Source organism: Acinetobacter sp. A2 (assembly GCF_048537555.1).
Lineage (GTDB): Bacteria > Pseudomonadota > Gammaproteobacteria > Pseudomonadales > Moraxellaceae > Acinetobacter.
This window is the reverse complement of sequence record NZ_CP183239.1, coordinates 1,794,916-1,813,641: the sequence shown is the minus strand read 5'-3', so window position 1 is coordinate 1,813,641 and position 18,726 is coordinate 1,794,916. Positions and strand designations below refer to the sequence as shown.

Below are 18,726 nucleotides of genomic sequence, written 5' to 3'. Positions count from 1 at the left end.
CAAACAAAATTAATGGTAGAACGATAATAATGCTGTATTTATGGATGCCTGAAGCTAATGGGGTTTGGCAATGGTCAACAGGGGAACATTGGACGCAGGCCGATCATCTTGAGGCTTTGATTCAGGCATTACAGCCTTTTCAAGGGCAAGAGACGGTGGTGTTTTTTCCAAGCCGTGATGTTCAGATCATGCAGCAAACATTGCCTAAAGCGCAATATAAGCAGCTTGGTGCAGATGGGGTAAAGTATCTTTTAGAAGAATATACGGTATTGCCTATAGATACGATGAAAGTCTTGCATCATTTTCAGCAACCTGAACAGATCACTGTGCTTGGCATGGCAAACAGTACACTGGAAACCTATTTGAACGTGCTGAATTTGCTTCCTGTTAAAATCAGTGCATTGTTGCCTGATTTTTTAATCTTGCCGCAGCCTGAACTAGGGCAAACCGTTATTGGTCATATTTGTGGGCGTTTGCTGGTACGTGAAACTGAATTTTTGGGCTATTCAATAGATGATCTGGCATTGTACTTAGATTATCAAAGCGCTGAACGAAACTATAAAATTAGTAATTTCAGTGCTGAGCAAATGCAAAGTATTGAAGCTTTTGCGACTCAAGCACAATTGGAAAGTTTTCATTACACTGTGCCTGTACTAAAAAAAGCCAAGCAGCATCCATTTAACATGTTGCCTAAAGCCAAACAGGACACGGGGCTTTCGGGCTACTGGAAAGCCTGTGCAGCAGTGCTATTGGGTATTTTGATTGTACAATTTAGCTACGATGCTTTGCGTTGGAGCAAACTTAAAAAAGTAGCCGATCAAACTGCAATTCAGGCCATAGACCAATATAAATATTGGTTTGGTGAGAATAGTCGTGTGACTGAGCAAAATATTCAAAGTCAGTTTGAAAGTCATTTACGCCTGAATCAAAGTGCCGATACGCGAGCCTTACAATTGTTAAGTCGAGTTGGGCCTGTGTTAATGCAAAATCAGATTGTGGCCAATCGGGTTAGTTTTGATGCCAATAGTTTGAATATGGAACTCAATGCGAGTTCAGCAGTCTCTTTGCAGGCCTTAACCCAGCAATTGAATCAGCAGGGCTTCAAAGTGGAATTGGGGAATATTCAGCCGAGCAGTACAGGTGCAGTAGGATTGGTGAAAATACAATAATGAAAGCCATGGAAAAAATATCAAGTGTGCTGGATCAGCGTGTTGAACAGATTCAGGATTATTTAGACCGTTTAAGTACGCGAGAGCGGATTTTGGTAATTTTTACCACAATCTTTGTTTTGGTCGCAGCGGTGGGTTCTGCCTTGTGGTACATGCATGCTGCTGCTGAAAAACAGCAAAAACGGGTGAATGATTTAAAAGACCTGATTGTGATGATGCAAAGCAATGTAGTTACCATGAAGCCTACCAATGACTCACAGTTAAGTGCTGCCGAAAAAATTCAGCGAGTGGCACAACAGCAGGGGCTATCGGTCGTATCACAGCAAAGTGGTGAGCAAATGCAGTTGGTGGCTAGTCATGAAAACTATGCTGTGTTAGCAAATTTCCTAACTCAATTGGCACAAATGGGTTTAAGTATTCAAAAAATGGAATTAATTTCTGAAGCAGGGCAGATTAAATTAACAGCGACAGTGCAGTAATTGCCCAAAATAAAGTTTGAAAGGCGGAAAATAAAGCCGTGTCAAGCATAGCGTTTTGACTGGGCAAAGCCTATAATATGGCGACTTAGAAAGCAGTAGACTTTTGCAGATATGTTGTATTCTCTAGCCCGCCCGTTGTTATTTTCTTTAGCACCTGAGCGTGCGCATGAGCTGACACTATCACTATTGAAATCAAGCCATAAAATGGGCTTGATGCGTCAAAAGACTGTTGCAAAACCCGTGACATGTATGGGAATTGAATTTCCAAATCCAGTGGGTTTAGCTGCAGGCTTAGACAAAAATGGTGCGTATATTGATGCCTTGGCTGGTTTAGGCTTTGGCTTCATCGAAATTGGCACCATTACGCCACGTCCTCAAGCGGGGAATCCACATCCGCGCTTATTCCGTATTCCGCAGGCCAAAGCCATTATTAATCGTATGGGGTTCAATAATGATGGGGTCGATCAGCTAATTGAGAATGTCAAAGCGGCAAAATTCAAAGGAATTTTAGGGATTAATATTGGTAAAAATGCCGATACTCCTGTAGAAAATGCAGCAGATGATTATCTGATTTGTTTGGAAAAAGTCTATAACTATGCGTCTTATGTTACGGTAAATATCTCATCACCGAACACTAAAAACTTGCGTAGTTTACAAAGTGGTGATGCACTGACTGAGTTATTGCAAACGTTAAAACAACGTCAGTTGGAGTTGGCTGAAGAGCATCAGCACTATGTGCCGCTAGTGTTAAAAGTTGCCCCAGATTTAGATGCAGAAGATACTCAATTCATTGCCAAACAATTGTTGCAATTCAAAATTGATGGTCTGATTGTGACCAATACAACTTTGTCTCGTGAAGGTGTAGAAAACTTACCACATGGTGATGAAGCAGGTGGTTTGTCTGGCGCACCTGTGTTTGAAAAAAGCACCGCATGTTTGGCGGCTTTTTCAGAAGCACTCAAAGGTGAAATTCCTTTAATTGGCGTAGGTGGTATTCTTTCAGGCGAACAGGCGCTTGCTAAAAAAAATGCAGGTGCATCTTTGGTTCAGGTGTATAGTGGCTTGATCTATGCAGGTCCTGAACTGGTTCAAGATTGTGTGAACGCATTCTAAGCTCATGAACGCCATTGATATCGTTATTCTGATTCTCTTGCTCATTGGAGGGCTGAACGGTTTGCGTCAAGGATTTATTAAAGCCTTTGCGAACTTGGTCGGGTGGATTTTTGCCCTGATTGTTGCGGCAAAATATGCCACAGTCCTCGCACCTTCAATGTCAGCGCTGAGTAGCGATCCAGTGGTGCAAAAAATTGCAGCCTTTGCCTTTATTGTTTTGGTGATTGTGGTACTCACTTGGATTGTGACCGCCATTTTAAACAGTGTATTAAAGAGTTTAAAACTGGGGCCATTAAACCGTTTGGCAGGTGGCGCATTTGGTACCTTGAAAGGTTTGCTTATTGTCCTTATAACTATTCAGGGGATTGGTCCTTGGGTAGAAAGTTCTCCTTACTGGAAACAATCTAAATTCGTACAAAGTTTATTGCCGTATGCACCGTGGGCAACTGAATTGTCTAAAGACGCTGCCAATGAGGCTTTACAGCACATCAAGTCGAAAGATGCAGCGCCATCTTCCGATGTAGCATCTGACGCAAAAGAGAATACATCTGGCGCAGATGGCTCAACGAATAATCCTTTTTATTAATCCTAGCTGGTCTGCGAGGTTGCTATGTGTGGAGTTGTTGGTATAGCTGGTAAATCACCTGTTAACCAAATGTTGTTTGATGCATTAACGATGTTACAACATCGTGGACAGGATGCAGCTGGGATCGTAACTTGCCACAATGGACGTTTGTTCTTGCGTAAAGATAACGGTATGGTACGTGATGTGTTCCATACACGCCACATGCGTGCGTTACAAGGGAACTATGGCATCGGTCATGTGCGTTACCCGACTGCAGGTTCTTCAAGCAGTGCCGAAGCGCAGCCATTTTATGTGAACTCACCGTACGGGATTACTTTGGCTCACAATGGTAACCTGACCAATGCTGAAGAAATTCATGAAGATCTGTTTAAAACAGATTTGCGTCACATGAACACAGACTCTGATTCAGAAGTGTTACTAAACGTATTTGCCCATGAGTTACAACATCGTGGCAAATTAAGCCCAACACCTGAAGATATTTTTCATGTGGTTAGCCGTGTGCATGAGCGTTGTAAAGGTGCTTATGGCGTAGTGGCAATGATCACTGGTCAAGGTTTGGTTGGCTTCCGTGATCCAAATGGTATTCGTCCACTTATTTATGGTTCGCGTGAAACAGAACAGGGTATGGAATATATCATCGCTTCAGAATCTGTTGCGATTACTGCGCTAGGCTTTAAAGTAGAACGTGATATTGCGCCTGGTGAAGCTATTTTTATTAATGATGCAGGTGAATTATTTAGCCAGCAATGTGCAGCCAATCCAGAATATCGTCCATGTATTTTTGAATATGTGTACTTTGCACGTCCAGATGCAACCATTGATGGTATTTCAGTGTATAAAGCCCGCCTTAAAATGGGTGAAAAATTGGCACATAAAATTACCCGTGAATGGGGCGAACAGCACGACATTGACGTAGTTATTCCAATTCCAGATACATCGCGTACTTCTGCTTTGGAACTGGCAAATACCTTAGGTATTAAATTCCGTGAAGGTTTTATGAAAAACCGTTATATCGGACGTACCTTTATTATGCCGGGTCAGCAATTGCGTAAAAAATCTGTCCGTCAAAAACTTAACCCTGTAGAGCTTGAGTTTAAAGGCAAAAATGTCCTATTGGTGGATGACTCGATTGTACGCGGCACGACCTGTAACGAAATCATTCAAATGGCACGTGATGCAGGTGCAAAAAAAGTGTTCTTTGCTTCTGCAGCACCTATGGTGAAATATCCAAACGTGTACGGTATCGATATGCCAGCTAAAGACGAGTTGATTGCTTCAAATCGTGATGTTGAGCAAATTCGTGAAATTATTGGCGCAGACCGATTAATCTTCCAAGATTTGGATGATTTAAAACAAGCGGTGCGTACGCACAAAGTCCCAAATTTAACTGAGTTTGATTGCTCGGTATTTGATGGTGTTTATGTGGCTGGTGGGATTGATGAGGCGTATTTAAACGATCTTGAACAAAAGCGTAACGACTTAGCCAAAAAAGGCAAAGATGGCTACATTGATGTCAATATTGATGCTGCATCAGTTGACCTCACAGGTGTAAAAGAGAGCTAATCATTTTTCTGATTACCTCACAGAGAAAAGCGGGAAATTCCCGCTTTTTTCATTTATGATGGGTGGGTCAAATACAATGTAATTCAGGATGTTTACATTGAAGGCTGTGAGTAGTTACTTGATTAAAAATAAAAATATGATTTGGTCTGCAATCTTGTGTCTGGTTGCAGTGGCTTTGACGTTGTTTATCTTAAATACCGTATTAGGGCTTTTGGTCTATTATGTGGACTCCACACAATCCATCTATTGGCACAGTCTGAGCCCGTATTGGATTACGTTGCTGCTCTTAATTATGGCGCTTTCCATTATTTTGGAATTTTATGTCTTTCGCTCAGGCGGACATTCGCTTGCGAAACAACTTGGCGCACGTCGTTTAACACAATTTGAAAGTACACCTGAAGAAAGCACGGCATTAAAAATTACTGAACAACTGGCAGATACTTTTCAAATTCAAATTCCAACAGTTTATGTTTTGCCAGATGAGATTGGTGTAAATGCTTTAACTGCAGGCTTTAGTGATAAAGATATTGTAATTGTTTTGACTTGGGGCGCATTACAAAATTTAGATGAGCAGGAGCTTTATGGCTTATTGAGTCATGAGTTTAACCATATTTTAAGTGGTGAAACCATTGATAACACTAAGCTGAAAATTCTTTACAGCAGTTTAACCACATTCAGTAAATGGGGCAGCAGTATTGCCAAACTGGGTTTTGGTCAGCACCGTGATGCACCGCCACATAAGCTTGCTACATTTTTTGTGGCCGTAGGTGGCGGTATTTGGCTAATTGGCAGTTTAGGTGTACTTATTTCTCGTCTAATCAAATACATTAGTTTGAGTGGGCGTACTTTTAAAAATGATTTAAAAACCAAACGCCTGATTCAAAACAATGCCAATATTCAAACCTTGTTGCGCATTTATGTACACCATGCGGGTTCGCAAATTCACAGTGAATATTCTGAATCAATTTCTCACATGTGTTTTGCCAACTCATTGAGTCCGCAAAGTTGGATGAATATTCACCCAAGTATTGAGGCGCGTATTTTTGAGTTAGATCCAACTTTGGTGCAAGACTTACAGTTGGAAAATCTGAAACGCTTACGCAATCAGCCTTTATTTAGTTTGTTTCGTTCGCTTGAAGAAATGAACGCAGAATATTATGCACCTTGGAGTTCCCCACAACCTTTGCCATTGCTGCGTTTATCACCCATTAGTTTTGCAATTAATGACGCAATTAAGCCGCTAAAACCTGAGATTCGCAACAATATGCCACGTCCTGAACTGATTCAACGTGCTTTGCAAACAGCAACGGGTTCACGAGAAGTAATAGTGGCTATTTTAATGATTCGTCAGTACCGTGAGTTTATTCCTGCAGAGGCGGAGGTTAGCCGTGCCATAGTCGATGCTTTACTGAATTTGGATGGGCGAGTACACATTTCAATTTTTCACGAAGCTTGTCGAAATATTGGGGGCATGCCTGTGAGTATCGCACGGCAGTTCTTGACCAAATTAGCGCGTATTATTCAAGAAGATGGCGAAATCGGCCTGTTAGATGCGTTGCTGTTGGAGCGAGTAAAGTTTGAGTTGCATTTATTACCTTTGCATACGCCTACTGCCTTGCATGAGGTTAAGCCGCAAATTGTCCGTTTGATTGATGCTTTATTGCATGTGCAGCAAATTAACAGTGTGAATCAGTTAGATGTACGTGAACGCATTTTGGAGCGTGTTTTAACTGCAGAAGAACTTATTGCTTATGAAGAAATTTCTGATGAACCCATCGATTTATCTGAAATTTTAAATGACATGGCAGGTTTGTTATTACGTGATCGCTTGATTGTTTTAGGTATTGCAGAAATCTGTTTGTGGAGTGATCGTATTATTACTCAAGATGAGTTGGACGTTTTGGAATTGTTGTATTGGCGACTTGGGTTTAAAACAGAAGCAATTGTCGAGCAAATGCAGAAACAAAATAGCCTGATTATCGTGTAATAACGGCTTAAACATGCGCAGATGTTAAGTCACAATATTAGCTACTGTTAGAGAATTGCTTTGAGGAAGGTAGTGGGTTAAAGAAAGCACAGCATTGCTTGGGCTTTCTGGTTAGAATAGCAACTGAGTTAAGCACATCAAAATTATAGGTGATGATAAAACATGATTGGGCATCAACGTGACATTTTAGCCAGCCTAGGAATCGATATTTGGGTTTCTAGAACAGCTGTGTCGCAACATTTGCCACAATCATCTGTATGGCGTGATCAAGCTGTACCAGAGTTACAGAGTGAAATCATTGTTCCGACTGCAACAGTTGTGTCAGAACCAGATATCAAACCGATACCTTCGGAACCGCGAGACGTATTAGCAAAAAAAGCAACAGTCACTCCAGAAGTCGATGCGACTAAACAGGTTGAAGCCGAGCCTGTAGTTGAAGTGCGTAGCATGCTACACATCGACGCTTTTAGTATTGAGGCTTTACAGTTAGCAGATTGCTTGATTCTATGCGACAGTACTGCTTTGAGTGCGGAACAACAACAGTTATGGCGTAATATTCAATTTGCGATGCAGGCGCAATATCATGCTTTGCAATGGCCTTTCGCTTTGGAAATATTACAAGATGGTATTGGTGTAGAAAACTATGTACAAGGTTTTGTCGATGCGTTATGCACAGATAAGCATGTCATCAGCTTAGGTACAATACCGCATTTTAACTCTGCACAATGTCAAACTTTAGCAGGCTTGCAAGAGATGTTAGATCAGCCACTGTTGAAAAAACAGTTGTGGAATGCCATACAAGCCAAATCCATGCAAAATCAAGCTTAAGCCAATTTTCATACTCAAAACTTATATTGACGTCATTACAGCGATAAAACAGGGATAATCATGCGTAAAAAAGTGGTGGTATTTAGTCAGCTTGATGCAGAAATTTTAACTCAGCTTGAGCAGGATTATCAGGTGGTGCAGGTGAGTCCTAAATTGGGCGATGTGAACCAGCAACTGCTTGAACATGTACAAGATGCAGATGGTATGATTGGCGCAGGACGTTTGCTGAATCAGCAAAATTTACATACCGCAACTAAACTCAAAGTTATTTCTAGCGTGAGTGTCGGTTATGACAATTACGACGTTAATTATTTAACCCAACAAAAAATTTGCCTATGTCATACCCCGCATGTGTTAACAGAAACGACAGCTGATTTAGCCTTTACCTTACTGATGAGCGCTGCCAGACAAGTACCGCATTTAGATCAGTGGACCAAGCAGGGTCATTGGAAACGCACAGTCGGTGCAGCACAGTTTGGGCAGGATATTTATGCCAAAACCATTGGTATTATTGGTTTGGGGCATATTGGTGCCGCTATTGCACGACGTGCTTTTCACGGTTTTAATATGAAAGTGGTGTACCACAATCGCCGTGAAAAAATGGAGGTGGCACAGGCGTTCAATGCAGACTATTTAAGCCTAGATGAATTGTTGCAACAGTCAGATTTTGTAGTTTTAGCGGTCGATTTAAATGCGGACTCTAAAGCACTCATTGGTCAGCGTGAATTGGATTTAATGCAGCCACATGCGGTATTGGTTAATATCTCTCGTGGTTCAGTAATTGATGAGCAGGCTTTAATTCAGACTTTGCAAGCAGGTAAAATTTTTGCGGCAGGTTTAGATGTCTATGATAAAGAACCACTGCAAGAATCACCATTATTTGAGTTGGATAATGTGGTGACCTTACCGCATATTGGTTCTGCAACAGCGGCAACCCGTCAAAAAATGGCTGATTTAGCTTATAAAAACTTGGTAGATGCACTAGAAGGACGTCGTCCACACTATGTGGTCAATCCTGCTTGCTATACGCTTTAAAGCCAAGAAGCGTATTAAAAATTGATAACACATCATTGCAAATACGTTCATTTTTCAATGTTATAGTAAATCACTATACAAAATATGTATTTGAGATGAACCCTTGAAACGCCTATTACTCGTTTGCGGTCTAAGCTTAACCAGTCTCACCACTGCACAAAGTGCCAGTTTGGGTGCCACTCCACAATTTAATGTGCCTGAAATAGGCAGTGGTGTGGGGCTGATTGATCAGCAAAAAGAGCGCAGTATTGGTGAAAAAGTCTATCGGGAAGTACAGCGTAAAATGCCTGTAGCGCAAAACCCGTGGCTTGAAGATCAATTGTTCAATACATTCTCACACTTACTCAGTCAAACTCAACTAGGGCAGCCAATTGGCTTACTTATCATTAATGATCCGCAAATTAACGCTTTTGCTGTTCCTGGTGGATTATTTGCCTTAAATACAGGCTTGATTAATTCTGCACGGAATATGGACGAAGTTGCAGGGGTGATGGCACATGAAATTGCGCATGTATCTCAGCGACATTATAGCCGTTCACAGGAAGCATTTAAGGGGCAAGGTTTGTTGGCACTGGCAGGTGTTGTGGTCGGTGCTTTAGTTGCCTCACAGGCGGATGGTGATGCAGGTGCAGCGGTGATGATGGGTTCTCAAGCGGCATTGATGGATCAACAATTGACTTATAGCCGTAATCAAGAGCGTGAAGCAGACCGTATTGGCATGCAATATATGTATAGTGCGGGGTATAACCCACAAAGTATGGCAGACTTTTTTGAGGTGATGAACCGTACCACCAGTCGTGTGAGTTTTTTACCTGACTTTTGGTTTACCCATCCCTTAACGACAGAGCGTATGAGTGAAGCACGTTTGCGTGCTAATCAATTGCCTGCAGTGCAGACATCATTACGAGATGAAGATTTTGAAATTTTAAAACTCTACAGTTTAGTGCTTTCGCAGCAAGCGACAGAACAACAGTTGAAGGCTTTTGCGACTCGGAATAATTTTGCTGCACATTTGGCTTTAGCCTATTTTTATAGTCAACAGGGCGATTTTGTTCTGGCGCAGCAAAGTATTGAGCAGGCTAAAAGTCATAATCGTTTACATAATTTATTGACACTTATTCAAACTGACATTTATTTAGGGCAAAATAAAATTGATTTAGCACACAAGACCATTAGTTCACCTGCGCGCATTATGCCAGAAAATCGTGCCTTAAATTTTAAGTGGGCTGAAGTGTTGATTCGTCAGAATCAGTCAGCACAGGCGCAAACGATTCTGCAAGGTTTTTTAAAGAAAAATCCACGTGATTTATCGGCATGGAATTTAATGCAGCAAGCGGCAAATGTAGATCGGGCATCGCCACTACGCACGGTAAATGTGCTACGGTATCGCGCAGAGGTGCAATATTGGTCGGGCTGGGAAGAAGAGGCGATTAAGTCGTTATTACATGCACAGCGCTTAGCTAAAGATAATCAAGCTATGTCGGCAAATATAAAAAACCGCGTGACCGAAATGCAAAGAGAACGACAGTTAAAAATATAACTTTAAAGGTATAAGTTGAACCAATAACAATAAATACAAGGAGTTTAAAATGATTGAGGGACAATGTTTATGCGGTGCGGTGTATTATCGTTACCATGCCGAAATTGAAAAAACAGTATTGTGCTTTTGCCAGCATTGTCGTCGTGCACAAGGGGGTATTTTAGGTTGGAATAGCCCAGTTTCCCGTGAAAAATTTGAAGTGGTTCGTGGCTTAAAATATCTGAAAGAATATTTTCATAGTCCCAATAAGGCGCGAGTATTTTGTCAGGAATGTGGGAGTCCAATTTATTCCTATCGACTTGATTTACCCGATATTATTCGCTTGCGTTTAGGGACTGTGACGCAAGGTCAAATCCCTGAACCTTCTGAGCAGGTTTTCACACAATACAAACCAAACTTTCTGACAATTGCATCGTGTGAGTAGTACTTGACGGAGCATACAGTGCTAGAATAAAACCGAAATTGCGTGATGTTGTTGTTGAATGAAAATGAAAAAATATATTTATTTATGCCTAACTTTGGGGATGTTATTACCGACGGTCTATGCTGCGAGTGCGGAGCAATATGTGATGGCAGTTGAAGAAATTAATGCACAATATAAGCAAGATACCCGACAATTTTTACGTGGCTTAAATCCACAGCAGCAAGGTTTTAGTGCACAGCAGCAACAGCAGTTTTGTGGTATTGTGAGCCGTTATGTTGATCGTTTATATCAGGCAGCCGATGAAAATCGTGCTTATTTAGACCGTCGTTATCAAAATATTAATAAACAGGACGTCATTCAGCAGGTGAGTTCATCTAAAGAAATGCAGTTACTTAATAAATATCAGGTAAAGTGTGATTTAAAATAAGCAGTTTTCGAGGTGAGTGCAAAGGCATTTCAACCTTCAATATAAACTTTATCCAGTCAATGATAGAGATAGGTAAACAAAAAGATCAAACAATGTGGGATGGGAATATATAGCATATTCACTATGCAATTTAAAGATCAGCTCAGAAAGCCTGAGAGATAGAATGTTTCAGCATAACAATACTAATTCAAGTTCATCAATATTTTGAAAAATATGATTTTGGTCATTTAGCTTAATTTGGCTTTAATTTTTGCAGATACTTGCGCAGGATCGGCGCGCCCGGCTATGAGCGGACGCAGAGAGTTCATCACCTTACCCATATCTTTCATGCTAGTAGCTTGTTGCGCTTCAATTGTTTGCGCAATCATGGAATCAAGTTCTTCCTCAGTCATAGCTTCTGGTAGAAATTGAGATAAAACCTCAATTTCGGCTTGTTCCTTACTAGCTAAATCTTCTCGGCCAGCGCCTTCAAAGGCTTTAACCGATTCTTTACGTTGTTTAATTTGTTTCTCAATGACCGCAAGAACCTGAGTATCGTCAAGCTCTTTGCGCTCATCAACTTCAATTTGCTTAATTGCCGCCTGTAGACTACGAATTACCGTTAACTTATCCATTTCTTTCGCGCGCATAGTCGCTTTTAAAACGTCAGTGATTTGGTTTTTTAAAGTCGACATTATTTAATCCAGACAGGCAATCACAAATTAATTAGTAAAGGCGAGTAGTACGTACTGATTCACGCGCCAATTTCTTTTGGTAGCGTTTAACAGCAGCAGCTTTTTTGCGCTTACGTTCTTGAGTTGGTTTTTCGTAGAATTCACGCTTACGTACGTCAGCTAAAACACCTGCTTTTTCGCAAGAACGTTTGAAACGACGGATAGCTACGTCTACTGGTTCGCCTTCTTTCAATTTAACTTGTGGCATGAAGAATCCTCATTAAGTTATGGATAAGACCTGGGCGAAATTGCCCACGATCACAAGTGAAGGTCAGTATTTTACTCATTTACATCTCATATCACAAGTCTATAATAGGTTTCGCAATAGAATTGATACAGGTTATAGGCAATTTAATGATCGTTTTAGGCTTAGAAACATCTTGTGATGAAACAGGACTCGCCCTGTATGACAGTGAGTTAGGTTTACGTGGACAAGTGCTGTACAGCCAAATTAAATTGCATGCAGAATATGGCGGAGTGGTACCTGAACTGGCTTCACGTGACCATGTGCGTAAACTTATTCCATTAATGAATCAATTGCTTGAGCAAAGTCAGGTCAAAAAATCTGAAATTGATGCAGTGGCTTATACTCGTGGACCTGGCTTGATGGGGGCACTCATGACAGGCGCATTATTTGGGCGCACTTTGGCATTTGCCTTAAATAAACCTGCAATTGGTGTGCATCACATGGAAGGGCACATGCTTGCGCCATTGTTGTCTGCCACACCACCAGAATTTCCTTTTGTAGCGTTATTGGTTTCGGGTGGTCATACTCAGCTCATGGCCGCCTATGGTATTGGGCAATATGAACTGTTAGGCGAGTCGATTGATGATGCTGCGGGCGAAGCCTTTGACAAAGTCGCAAAAATGATGGGCTTGCCGTATCCAGGCGGGCCAAATATTGCCAAACTGGCGGAACAAGGTAATCCATTGGCATTTGAGTTTCCACGGCCAATGTTGCACCAAGGTTTGGAGTTTTCATTTAGTGGTTTAAAAACTGCAGTTTCAGTGCAAATGAAAAAACTAGGTGATGAAAACCGTGATGCGGATATTGCAGCTAGTTTTCAGGAAGCTGTGGTGGATACGCTAGTCAAAAAATCAGTGAAAGCCTTAAAACAAACACGTTTAAAACGCTTAGTGATTGCAGGTGGAGTAAGTGCAAATACGCGTTTACGTGAGCGTTTAGAAGCAGATTTAGCGAAGATTCGTGCTGCAGTATATTACGCAGAGCCAGCATTATGCACCGATAATGGTGCGATGATTGCTTTTGCAGGTTATCAGCGTTTAAAGGCAGGACAGCAAGATGGTTTGTCTGTGACGACCACACCACGTTGGCCAATGACAGAATTGACCAATCCGACCGCAGGTTAGGTATTTAGTTGAAAAAAACAGAGGCCAAGATTAAGCCTCTGTTTTTTTATGCTGCAATTGAAGTTCTGCTCAATAACGAAGATTTAGCGAACTGCATCCATTAAGCCTTTGGTTAAGTCCTGCATCATGCCATTCATAACAGCCATACCTGCATTGTTGCAGTTTTCCAACTTCTTGCCTTCTAGTGCTTTGCCTTTGTTGGCTTCGGCTTCACATTTTTGTAAAACCTTTTTTGCCTCATCTAGGTTTTCTGCATAATATTCCTGCGTTTTCACTTGGGTACATCCTGCAAGGGTGGTGATTAAAGCTACCGTCAGCAACATATTTTTGAAATTAAACATTATTTTATAACCGTTGTTTGTTCTAAAGAGACTTCATCTTAAGTGATAAGTTTGCTAAAAAATAACCAAATTGACTAAAGTTGACCATTTTAAGTCAAGCTAAACAATTGTAATTTATTGTTTATTATCTTCAGGTTGTGCCAATTATTTAAATCTAAGCATATAAATTTCAGAGCTTTTTGTGCTCTTATCTTGCAAATTTTAAAAATAAAGCAAATAACTGACAGCAGTGCTAAATTCTGTGAATCCTGTCCAATTGTGGTGTTTTAAATTATAAATTATGATTTTAAGTCTATGTTTAATAAAAAAATAATGAGATAAAATGCGATTTAAAAATACATTTTGCATCACTTGTGTGATGGGGGCAATGTTATTAACCGCTTGTGAACAGGCGGAGTCCATTCATCAAAATACCTCATCGGTGAGTCATTCAAATTTAGAAATGTCATCCAACACTGATAGTTGTTCAACTTCAAGTCATACGGTCATCACCCACGATTCAGGTGTATCTTCCGATATTGCTGTAACTGCCCCAGAAGAAGTCTATGTAGGTGAACAAACTGTGGAAGCTATGCAAGCGCATGGCGAAGAGTTTTATGCAGAAACTTTGGCACGTATTGCTGCTGAACAAGGTCAATAACGGTGGGTTTTAATTCAAGGGTTACTGCCTAAAGAAATGCAGCAACCCATAAATTTTTACATAGATTTTAGTTGCTGTGAACCAATCCAGTGTTTAGAAAATTGATAAGCGGCACGACCTGAACGCTGTCCACGTGCCTGACACCATCTTAATGCTTCTGCACGTACTTCGGCGGTCATTGGCATTGCTGCTTTTTGTAAATAGTGTTCTACAATTTCCAAATACAGATTTTGATCCATTGGATAAAAGGACAACCACATACCGAAACGGTCAGACAGCGAAATTTTTTCCTCAATCGCTTCTTGTGGATGCAATTCGGTATATTGCGGTACATCAACACGGGTGACAGGTGTATTTTCGTGCATAAATTCAGGTAAAAGATGGCGGCGGTTACTGGTCGCATAAATAATAAAATTACTTGAACCTGATTGTAATGAACCATCTAAAACACTTTTTAAACTACGATAATTTTCATCTTCTGCGTTAAAGGCTAAATCATCACAATAGACAATAAATTTTTCTGGACGATGCTGAATGATTTTCTGAATTTCAGGAAGTTCAGATAAGTCATCACGTTCAATTTCAATTAAGCGTAAGCCTTGGTCGGCATACTTGGTGAGCAGGGCACGTACAATAGAAGATTTACCAGTCCCGCGCGAACCTGTCAGCAAGACATCATTGGCAGGTAAGCCATTTAAAAACTGCAAAGTATTTTGAATGACTTTTTCTTTTTGTTTTTCAATGCCTTTTAGGTCATCCAATTCCATTTTTCGTGGTTGCTGTATGGCAATTAACTGCTGGTTTTGCCATTTAAAAGCAATTGCTGAAAAATCAGGCTCTAGTTTTAAAGCGGGTAAGCTTTGCTGTAGTTGTTGGAGTACATGCGAAAGTGATATTAAGATGTTGTCGGGTAAATCTAGGTTTGCCATGATAGTTCAGCTTTATAATTGCAGAGCGAAAAGTACAGTTTAAGACTAGCGCAATTGACCTAGGTTTGCCAATTGCGGTACTTACTTAGTCATTGACGCATGTTATTATTTTTAAGATATTGTTGTGTATAGTAGGCATCGGCAAGCGTAGTGCTGCGAATAAACCAACGGATTGAGGGACGCTATGTTATTTAAAGATTTCACCGAAGAGGTTAATCCGCACCAAGCCTATCGTATAAAAAAATTAAAGCGCGAAATTTTAAATGCAGAATCCTATGAAGAGTGGAAAAGTATTGCCATAAAAATAGATGAAGAATCTGGCGCGCAAGAATGGAAATATGACAATAGTTCGCCATATTTTGATGCAGAAATCATTTCGCATCGATTAAATCTTTTACGCCGTTACCGCACGACAGAACGTAGTAGTGACCTGATTTATATTTTACGTGAAGGCTTAACCTTCGATATTGCCAATATTGCCCATCCTATGTTGTTTACTGCCACTTATGTTGGTACCAAAAAAATCATTGAAGATTATGTAGAAGAAGTCAGTAAAAGTTTGGCCTTTGTGGCTTCAGAAGCGTGTCAAACTTTAACCCGTGCTGAAAAAATTGCCTTTTTTGAGCAGTGTCAAACTGCGTACGGTCAGCCTGCCTTAATGTTTTCGGGTGGTGCGACTTTAGGTCTGTTTCATACGGGTGTGTGTAAGGCTTTGCTTGAGCAGGACTTAATGCCCAAAGTGCTGTCTGGTTCAAGTGCAGGCGCTATCATGACGGCAATGCTGGGTATTGCGAAACCTGAAGATGTAAAACAAATTTTAGGTGGAGAATCTTTTTTCCACGAAGCATTCCAATTTAGGCAAATGCGTGAAATTCTGAAAGGGAATGGCGGTATTGCCAATGTGCATTATTTAAAAAAATTCCTGATTAAAAACTTAGGGGATACCACCTTTGAAGAAGCTTTTCAGAATTCAGGTTTACATATAAATGTGGCCGTGGCGCCATATGATGCTTCACAAGACCCGCGCATTATGAATAGTTTTACTGCACCGGATTTATTGGTGTGGAGTGCGGTGCTTGCATCTTGTGCCGTGCCCATTTTATTTCCACCAGTGCGATTAACCAATAAGCGTTATGATGGCGAACACACCCCTTATATGGGTAAAACCCGTTGGGTAGACGGTAGTGTACGCAGCGATTTCCCGCAGGAAAAAATGGCGCGTTTATATAATATTAATTACACCATTGCCAGTCAGGTGAACCCGCATGTGGTTCCTTTCATGCAAGATGATATCAAGCGCTATCGTAAAGATATGCTAAGTTGGCCAGAACGTATTATCCGCCGACAGGGGAAAGTGATTAGCCGTGGTGTGATGGACTTTGTTCGCGAGCGTGCAGGAGCTGTGCCACCTGTACGCCGTTTGTTAGATCATGGTTATGGCATTGTCGATCAACGTTATTATGGCGATGTCAATATTGTTGGAAGTTATAACCTGCGTCATTATAGTTATATGCTGCAAAACCCTAAACCGCACTTGTTCAAAATTTTACAGCGTGAAGGTGAGCGGGCAACTTGGCCAAAAATTTCCAGTATTGAAACGCATGCCCGTGTAGGCAAAACTTTGCAACATTGCCTAGAATTATTGCATGCTCAAAATGACACGATTCCAGAGAAACGTACTGGCGCAAGTGTTGTTTAATTTTTTTCAACTTGCCGATATTGCACAGTTTGAATTGTGCAGTAAACCTCAAAGTTTATTGTATGGGCGGCATTTATATCGTTTTGAATATCAAAACCAGTTTTATTGGCTGAAAGCTCAGCAACAGGGGGGTCATCCTACTGTTGCAGAAGGTTTTAGGCGTGAATATCAGTTTTATCAGCTACAGCAACATTCAAAACATGCTTTTTTACTGCCGTGCGTGCTGATGGATCAAGAGCCTATTCATATTCAGCAACAAGAGTATACGCAGGCGTTAATTTTGCCTGAAGCAATGCCTGTATTGCAGATGGATGGTCTACCTAAGTATCTTGATGAAACCAAAGCGATATTATGGCAGGTGCTTGATGCGGTAGAGCAGTTGCATCTTTTGGGTTGGATTCATGCCGATTTGAAAGCTGAACATATCGTGCAGTTTGATGGGAAAATCAAACTATTGGACTTCGAACAAGCACGGCATATTACGGATAATCCACAGCAGCGTCTGACCGCAACGCCACGTTATATGGCACCTGAGTTATTTCAGGGGCAGCCTAAAACTAGGCAAAGTGATATTTATGCCTTGGGCATAATTTTTTATGAATGGCTGACACAGCAACGCTTACAAGCCAGTAGTTACCAAGATTGGGCATATTTACATTGTCAAAGATTCAATTTAGATAAAGCTGAGCACATAACTGCCTTTTACCCTTTACTCAAGGCAATGCTTGCTAAGCAATATTCACAACGTTGCGCCAATATTTCAGCGTTAAAATTATGGCTTAGTGGCTGAATATGTTTAAGAAAAAAACAAAAAACAATTTTTTGTTTTTTATTTAAACAGTCATTATGCTTTTTTATAAAAAAGGCTTGTCATGAGGAAGTGATCTCTATAATATACACAGCCATCGGGGACGTGGCGAAATTGGTAGACGCACTGGATTTAGGTTCCAGCGCCGCGAGGTGTGAGAGTTCGAGTCTCTCCGTCCCCACCACTTAAATATCAAGTACACTTGATTTTAGGTTACAGAGGATTGGTGTAATGGTAGCATGACGGTCTCCAAAACCGTTCGTCAAGGTTCGAATCCTTGATCCTCTGCCAAATTAAATCCAACACTAAGTTGGTACCCGATGTTGGGGACGTGGCGAAATTGGTAGACGCACTGGATTTAGGTTCCAGCGCCGCGAGGTGTGAGAGTTCGAGTCTCTCCGTCCCCACCATAAATTAAAGAGCAAGGCATTGACCTTGCTTTTTTATTGCCTTAAATTTTTTGAGTCCATCACAAGGGCAAAAGGGCATATAAGTATAAAAAAAGCCCATAAGCATGTTATGGGCAAGATCATTGAGTGAAATGAGTTGATTAAATCTGTTTAAATTCTAATTTTTGCATCCTATCAAGTTCAACCGTTATTGCTTTAATTAAGCTTTTAAGTGATCTTCAAACTCCTCGCCTAATTTCATGGCCAAAGCGTTACCTGAAAGTTCACAGGTCACCAAACCGTACTCTTTTTGAAAACTAAAAGTAAAACCGTGTCCATCTGCTAAGTTTTTAACTGAATAACCTAACTTTTCTAACCAAATACGAAACGCAATTAAATTTTTTGCTTTCACAACCTTTTTCACGAGAGAACTCCTCTATATCCATTTATTTATTAATAGGGATATTGCGTGAATTTTTAAAGGGCAAAAATGTATTTCTGCAGATATTTTTAGAAAGCTTTGTGCAAAATAAATACGAAGTTCATTGTTTGGAAAGGATTATGAAAAATGATGAATTTTAATTAATTGATATTGAAGTAATTAATTTTTGAGTTGGTGGTTGATACAATACCTAAATTTTTGACCAAGATATGACTTGGAAATATTTTGTTAATTATTTGCATT

Annotated in this window: 20 protein-coding genes and 3 tRNA genes; 18 read left to right on the top strand and 5 right to left on the bottom strand. The window is 40.6% G+C overall.

The genetic code is table 11. From position 1 onward, the window contains the following. Positions 1-29: 29 nt before the first annotated feature. The 11 genes from gspL to ACNS8M_RS08590 all read left to right on the top strand — a co-directional run bounded on the left by gspL (position 30) and on the right by ACNS8M_RS08590 (position 11,151). Positions 30-1,169, top strand: coding sequence for a type II secretion system protein GspL (gene gspL, locus ACNS8M_RS08640; RefSeq protein ID WP_419224730.1), 1,140 nt, complete (start codon positions 30-32; stop codon positions 1,167-1,169). Further along, positions 1,169-1,648, top strand: coding sequence for a type II secretion system protein GspM (gene gspM, locus ACNS8M_RS08635; protein WP_419224729.1), 480 nt, complete (start codon positions 1,169-1,171; stop codon positions 1,646-1,648). The genes gspL and gspM overlap by 1 nt, the downstream gene beginning before the upstream one ends. A gap of 111 nt (positions 1,649-1,759) precedes the next feature. Beyond that, positions 1,760-2,761 carry a quinone-dependent dihydroorotate dehydrogenase gene (locus ACNS8M_RS08630; protein ID WP_168542320.1) on the top strand — a complete coding sequence of 334 codons (1,002 nt, stop codon included), beginning with the start codon at positions 1,760-1,762 and terminating at the stop codon, positions 2,759-2,761. Between the two features lie 4 nt (positions 2,762-2,765). Next, positions 2,766-3,347 (top strand): CvpA family protein, encoded by a 582-nt coding sequence (locus ACNS8M_RS08625; RefSeq protein ID WP_070156001.1) that lies wholly within the window; start codon positions 2,766-2,768, stop codon positions 3,345-3,347. Positions 3,348-3,371: 24 nt separating this feature from the next. Next, complete coding sequence (gene purF, locus ACNS8M_RS08620) at positions 3,372-4,910, top strand: amidophosphoribosyltransferase (RefSeq protein ID WP_168419176.1); 1,539 nt, start codon at positions 3,372-3,374, stop codon at positions 4,908-4,910. Positions 4,911-5,007: 97 nt separating this feature from the next. Further along, positions 5,008-6,897: a M48 family metalloprotease gene (locus ACNS8M_RS08615; RefSeq protein WP_419225333.1), complete on the top strand. Its 1,890-nt coding sequence runs from the start codon at positions 5,008-5,010 to the stop codon at positions 6,895-6,897. A gap of 162 nt (positions 6,898-7,059) precedes the next feature. After that, entirely contained in the window at positions 7,060-7,725 is a 666-nt protein-coding gene (locus ACNS8M_RS08610) for a hypothetical protein (protein WP_168526346.1), read from the top strand. Positions 7,726-7,785: 60 nt separating this feature from the next. Continuing rightward, positions 7,786-8,760 carry a 2-hydroxyacid dehydrogenase gene (locus ACNS8M_RS08605; protein WP_168526343.1) on the top strand — a complete coding sequence of 325 codons (975 nt, stop codon included), beginning with the start codon at positions 7,786-7,788 and terminating at the stop codon, positions 8,758-8,760. Between the two features lie 103 nt (positions 8,761-8,863). Next, positions 8,864-10,300 carry a M48 family metalloprotease gene (locus tag ACNS8M_RS08600; RefSeq protein WP_419224728.1) on the top strand — a complete coding sequence of 479 codons (1,437 nt, stop codon included), beginning with the start codon at positions 8,864-8,866 and terminating at the stop codon, positions 10,298-10,300. 49 nt (positions 10,301-10,349) lie between these two features. After that, positions 10,350-10,724 (top strand): GFA family protein, encoded by a 375-nt coding sequence (locus ACNS8M_RS08595; protein ID WP_131261337.1) that lies wholly within the window; start codon positions 10,350-10,352, stop codon positions 10,722-10,724. A gap of 64 nt (positions 10,725-10,788) precedes the next feature. After that, entirely contained in the window at positions 10,789-11,151 is a 363-nt protein-coding gene (locus ACNS8M_RS08590; protein WP_168419408.1) for a hypothetical protein, read from the top strand. Positions 11,152-11,378: 227 nt separating this feature from the next. Here the strand turns inward: ACNS8M_RS08590 and ACNS8M_RS08585 are convergent, their stop codons facing one another. Next, positions 11,379-11,825, bottom strand: coding sequence for a GatB/YqeY domain-containing protein (locus ACNS8M_RS08585; RefSeq protein WP_419224727.1), 447 nt, complete (start codon positions 11,823-11,825; stop codon positions 11,379-11,381). Between the two features lie 31 nt (positions 11,826-11,856). Beyond that, entirely contained in the window at positions 11,857-12,072 is a 216-nt protein-coding gene (rpsU, locus tag ACNS8M_RS08580) for a 30S ribosomal protein S21 (protein WP_001136722.1), read from the bottom strand. Positions 12,073-12,218: 146 nt separating this feature from the next. Here rpsU and tsaD point away from each other — a divergent pair, with 146 nt between their 5' ends. Further along, the gene (gene tsaD, locus ACNS8M_RS08575) at positions 12,219-13,235 is read left to right on the top strand and encodes a tRNA (adenosine(37)-N6)-threonylcarbamoyltransferase complex transferase subunit TsaD (protein WP_168419410.1); all 1,017 of its coding nucleotides are present in this window, start codon (positions 12,219-12,221) and stop codon (positions 13,233-13,235) included. 83 nt (positions 13,236-13,318) lie between these two features. Here the strand turns inward: tsaD and ACNS8M_RS08570 are convergent, their stop codons facing one another. Further along, on the bottom strand, positions 13,319-13,576 hold the full coding sequence (locus tag ACNS8M_RS08570) for an EexN family lipoprotein (RefSeq protein ID WP_168419411.1): 258 nt from the start codon (positions 13,574-13,576) through the stop codon (positions 13,319-13,321). A 322-nt stretch (positions 13,577-13,898) separates the two neighbouring features. On the opposite strand from ACNS8M_RS08570, the gene ACNS8M_RS08565 reads away from it, so the two are divergent. Continuing rightward, on the top strand, positions 13,899-14,216 hold the full coding sequence (locus ACNS8M_RS08565) for a hypothetical protein (RefSeq protein ID WP_178865520.1): 318 nt from the start codon (positions 13,899-13,901) through the stop codon (positions 14,214-14,216). 56 nt (positions 14,217-14,272) lie between these two features. On the opposite strand, the gene ACNS8M_RS08560 is transcribed toward ACNS8M_RS08565, so the two are convergent. Continuing rightward, a complete protein-coding gene (locus tag ACNS8M_RS08560; protein WP_168461913.1) occupies positions 14,273-15,145 on the bottom strand; it encodes an ATP-binding protein in 873 nt (290 codons plus the stop codon). A gap of 184 nt (positions 15,146-15,329) precedes the next feature. On the opposite strand from ACNS8M_RS08560, the gene ACNS8M_RS08555 reads away from it, so the two are divergent. The 5 genes from ACNS8M_RS08555 (at position 15,330) to ACNS8M_RS08535 (ending at position 18,062) form a co-directional block, all read left to right on the top strand. Beyond that, the gene (locus ACNS8M_RS08555) at positions 15,330-16,844 is read left to right on the top strand and encodes a DUF3336 domain-containing protein (protein WP_168461915.1); all 1,515 of its coding nucleotides are present in this window, start codon (positions 15,330-15,332) and stop codon (positions 16,842-16,844) included. Continuing rightward, positions 16,801-17,634 carry a serine/threonine protein kinase gene (locus ACNS8M_RS08550; RefSeq protein WP_419224726.1) on the top strand — a complete coding sequence of 278 codons (834 nt, stop codon included), beginning with the start codon at positions 16,801-16,803 and terminating at the stop codon, positions 17,632-17,634. Before ACNS8M_RS08555 ends, ACNS8M_RS08550 begins: the two co-directional genes overlap by 44 nt. Before the next feature lie 117 nt (positions 17,635-17,751). After that, positions 17,752-17,836 (top strand) — tRNA-Leu (locus ACNS8M_RS08545). Positions 17,837-17,869: 33 nt separating this feature from the next. Further along, positions 17,870-17,943 (top strand) — tRNA-Trp (locus ACNS8M_RS08540). Positions 17,944-17,977: 34 nt separating this feature from the next. Further along, positions 17,978-18,062 (top strand) — tRNA-Leu (locus tag ACNS8M_RS08535). A gap of 199 nt (positions 18,063-18,261) precedes the next feature. Here the strand turns inward: ACNS8M_RS08535 and ACNS8M_RS08530 are convergent. Beyond that, complete coding sequence (locus tag ACNS8M_RS08530) at positions 18,262-18,465, bottom strand: hypothetical protein (protein ID WP_004971452.1); 204 nt, start codon at positions 18,463-18,465, stop codon at positions 18,262-18,264. Positions 18,466-18,726: the final 261 nt, after the last annotated feature.